The following is a 4,386-nucleotide window of genomic DNA, read 5'->3' on the forward strand; positions in this document are numbered from 1 at the left end:
GCTGGCCGCTCAATGTAGCCGTTATCTGTTACGTCACCATTTCCCGCCGTTTTAACGGGGTTAACTTTATCGTGCGACCTTAAAGTTAACGCGATTTCAATAGCCCTTACATCTCTAAGATCAGCTTCGGCCGCCGTAGGTGCCACGTTATCATCGTTCGCTTTAATCATGGTTAATTCCATGTGACTGACTCCCATAGCTAACTCTTCAGAACGCGTGCTGCCATCCGGTAATATTACCTCACGCTTAAGCGCTGGCATGCCAGTAACAACGGAAGATTCGCCAATATAGTAGGCGTGTACTTGCACCGGGCTAACCCGCGAACCGGCAGTAAAGTTTTGCTTTGCAAAAGAACCTTCAGGTTTTTCACCACTGCCCCATATAAATACATTGGCAAGCTCGCAACCGGAAGATACCAAGGCAACGGGTTCGTCATCCGAAATCGCACCATTGCCAATGGCGGTAATATCGCTTGTTTTAGCCAAGCTAGCTGGCAACATAAATTCACGATTTGGATCGGTGTGACGAATAATTAAAACATCTTTTCCAGCCATAACATCACCCCTAAACTGCGCTGGGAATTTAGAAGGATCTTTAATTACCTCAACACCAAGCACCTTTGAGCCGCGCGCCAGATAATCGGCTAAAGCAGCAGTGGTTACAGACGATTCTATTTCACCACTACTCTCTGGCATACAACCAAAATAGCCCGCCATTTTCACTTCGCGCCCAAGAGTATCCAGCGCAAAACGAGCATTTTCTTGGATTTGAGATATCGCTTGGTTATCCAAATAACTGCGCTTACTACTGATTACCACCTGAATAACACCATTTAATATGATTAGCCCTATTAGCATCGCGATCATTAATTCAATCAATGAAAAACCCGACATTGTCTTTTTACTGGTTACGTTCATCTTATAAACTCGTGAATAGCACATAGGTAATATCTTCACTATCATCAGCCTTCTGCTCATTAACCAATGACTGCTGGGGATAAGTAATTGTAATTTTAAAAGTGGTTCCGTTTTCTCCAACTTTCGTTACATCTCCAACGCCACCGGGAAGAGAATCCGAAACGTTAGCCTTCCAATCATTAAGCTTCTTAAATACTTGCGCTACCGCAGGGGATTCAAGCGAAGCATCATCTAAAGCAGGATCTAGCATATTATTACGCATACGTTCAGCAGCATCATTAGCCAAAAACAACGCCTGAGTCCCACCGTAAGATTGTTGATTTAGCTTAAGGGATTCCGCCTGCATGGCCAAAACACCCAGCAGCCCTACGCCCAGTAAAAACAACGCAATTAAAACCTCAATTAACGAAGCGCCTTTTTGTAATTTCATTTTCTTTTGCAAATTCACTATTAGCATCCCAAAACAATAGTTTTCTTGTTATCACCATCAACCAAATAGGCTTCTTTTGAAATACCGGCCTTATCGGTGCGATAAGCACGGCCACTAAATTCAACGGTTACACCACGTACCACATCGACTCCGCCAGTGGGGCTGCACGCAGAAAATATGTAGCGCACCTGATCACGGTTATAGCCTTGCGCATTGAATGTAATAGAGGTGGCATCGACATCCCCCTCTGTTTTGAGAGATATCGGATAACTCTCCGCATTATTAAACGTCGCCAAGGCAGTACCGTTCGAATCCATAATAAGCCACCCACCAGACCAATCAACAGATGAGCAAGCCGTATTAGCACAAACACTTACCTCACGCCCACGGCTTGCAGCCTCTGTTCTGGCAGTGATTACAGCTGTTGCAAAACCATCCACTAAACTTTCAATATTTGATTTGACAACCATTCTCTGAAACGAAGGCGCCGCAGTAGCTAATAAAATTGCAGCAATCGCAATAACAATCATCACTTCAATTAATGTCATACCTTTGTATGATTTTATAGACCTCAAAACCGGCACCTTTATATTTGGTAGTTAGACCACCAAATTAGAATTAACGTATTATTGTAAGTCAACATAAGCCCTTCAGGCCCTGCAGCTCAAGTACTATGTTTAATGAAACGTGACATATTGACGCTTTTTTGACTGCAAAGACATTCAAATAAAACCACAGGAGCGTACTTTAGAATTGAACGGACACTCAATACTAAAGACTTAGTCGCTCAATGTCTTATACATAATAATCAAAAAATGATCAAAAAATAACCGGCAAAACTCTAGGTATCGCCAAGGCGCACTAATTTGGGGTCGAAGAGGTATGACAAATATTGTTCCGTGATGTAGCTCACGCTTTAGTGTGGCAGCCAAAATATGGGCAACTAAACGGAGCGTCGCAATAAAATGAGGCCGATAAAGAAGCTTACGCCGATTGGCGCGAGCACAGCGATAAGAGGGGAAAAGCCGAAAAGTAAGCTACTGGGGCCCAGTAAATCTTGTGTGGTTTGAAAAACAATACCAACAATCACACCGGCAAAAACACGGAAGCCCATAGTCACTTGGCGCAAGGGGCCAAAGACAAACGAAATAGCAATCATAACCAAGCTGAGCGTCGCGAGTGGCTGAAATAGTTTTTGCCAAAAAGCCAAGCGATACTCTAATCCGCTCTGCCCCTGCTTTTCTAGGTAGCCGGCATAGGGCAAAAGTTTTTGCATGGGCAAACCACTTGGCTGAAGTGCAATAACCGACAATAAGCGTGGTGATATTTCAGACTCCCACCGGCGGGAATCAAAGTGCTCGGTTTCAACACCCTCTGCTGTTAGGGTCGTTACAACCCCCTCTTGCTCAAACCAATGACTCCCTTGGAAAATAGCCGACTCAACGTAAGTCATTGTTAGTAGGCGTCCCTTGGTATCGAATAACATGCGTGTCATGCCGAGCAACTTACCGTTTGGCAGCACCGCACTAAAATGCATATATTCTTGCCCCTCTCGGTTCCAAACACCTCGCTGCCCGGTTAAAGCTGTCGCATGCCCTAAAGCAATCGCACGACGACTTTGTGCATATTGATCAAGCGTAGGCGTAACGTACTCACCCAATAAAACGGCCACAATAATCAAACCCAACACTGGCCGCATTACAGCCCAAATAATCCGCTTAACCGAGACTCCTGCCGCGCGAATGACTGTCAACTCACTGGTATTCGCTAGTAAACCTAAACCAATCAGGCACCCGACCAAAGACGCTAGCGGGAGAAATTCATACACGCTAGAAGGTACAGACAGCAGCGTGAAGACTACAGCTTCAGAAAAAGTATAATCGGCACCAATGTTGTCGAGCTGATCGATCAACATCGCAATCACATCAAGAGCAACGACAACCAATAGCACCACTAAAATAGCGCCGGCGACCGAAACACCGATGTAATGGTTAATCCTACGCATTCGATCCACCCTCACTTAATGTTGACGACGGCGTATTAGGTGCCGATGTTTTTCTTCGCGGCAACCGAAGTGCCGGCCATACCAACATCACCAACGCTAAATTCAAGAAACCCAAATGCACAACCCAAAGCAACCAAGGTGTTGGCGCCTTACCCTCATCCAAAAGCCCTCTAGCCGCATTGCACGCCACCAAATAAATAACATACAGTAAAATGGCGGGAATCATTTTTGCGTAGCGCCCACGTCGTGGCTGGGTGCGACTTAAAGGGACAGCAAGCAAGGCCACAATCATCACTAATGCCGGCATCGACAAACGCCACTGTAGCGCCGAGTTGGCCTGTGGTGTATTTTCCGCCAATAATTCACGCGTTGTCATTGCATCAATAATATCGCGCTGCTTCGCCTTATAGTCGCTATCTGGCAAAAACTGCGCATACGAGCGAAAGCTAACAACTTCATAATTAGATTGGCCTGGGGTACCATGATATTGATAGCCATCACTCAATACCAAGTAACGGCGCCCAGACAACTGATCAACAATGGTTTCGCCCGTTTTAGCGGTCATTAAAGAAACGCGGCGCTCTTGGTCCCCTGGGCTCGCCAAAAAAACACTCTGCAAACGCTTTTTATCTTCACTCACGCCCTCAGCGTAAGATACCCCTCCGCCGCTAAGGCGATGGAAGTATGCAGGCTTAAGTGTTTCAAACTCTGTACGGCTGCGCTGCTCCTCAATAAGAACCGAAGACGCTTTTGCCCCTACGGGGCCGAGGTACAAACTAAAGAACCCAACCAAACAAGCAACACCCAGCGCGATAACCACTGTATATGCGACTAATTGCCGCTCACTCATCCCGCAGGCCTTTAAGACAGTCATTTCGCTATCCACATAAAGCCGCCCATAAGCTAATAAAATGCCGATGAAAAGCGCAAGCGGGATAATGAGTTCAAGATATGACGGGAGACGAAAGCCCATTAGTGTAAATAACACCGAAGCTTCTAATTTACCGGCAACGGCCTCCGCTAAATACCGCACG

Annotated in this window: 5 protein-coding genes; all 5 read right to left on the minus strand. The window is 45.9% G+C overall.

What is annotated here, in order from left to right:
- Window positions 1-941, minus strand: a 941-nt coding sequence (locus tag AC3A8L_RS20245; protein ID WP_487964082.1) for a prepilin-type N-terminal cleavage/methylation domain-containing protein, incomplete at its 3' end; no start/stop codon positions are given.
- Window positions 919-1,347 (minus strand): type IV pilus modification protein PilV, encoded by a 429-nt coding sequence (pilV, locus tag AC3A8L_RS20250; protein WP_487964083.1) that lies wholly within the window; start codon window positions 1,345-1,347, stop codon window positions 919-921. The genes pilV and AC3A8L_RS20245, both read right to left, overlap by 23 nt.
- Before the next feature lie 20 nt (window positions 1,348-1,367).
- Window positions 1,368-1,922: a GspH/FimT family pseudopilin gene (locus AC3A8L_RS20255; RefSeq protein ID WP_487964084.1), complete on the minus strand. Its 555-nt coding sequence runs from the start codon at window positions 1,920-1,922 to the stop codon at window positions 1,368-1,370.
- Window positions 1,923-2,290: 368 nt separating this feature from the next.
- Complete coding sequence (lptG, locus tag AC3A8L_RS20260) at window positions 2,291-3,352, minus strand: LPS export ABC transporter permease LptG (RefSeq protein ID WP_487964085.1); 1,062 nt, start codon at window positions 3,350-3,352, stop codon at window positions 2,291-2,293.
- Window positions 3,345-4,386, minus strand: a 1,042-nt coding sequence (gene lptF / locus AC3A8L_RS20265; protein WP_487964086.1) for an LPS export ABC transporter permease LptF, incomplete at its 5' end; no start/stop codon positions are given. The genes lptF and lptG, both read right to left, overlap by 8 nt.

The sequence above is a fragment of the Marinagarivorans sp. genome (assembly GCF_982758155.1).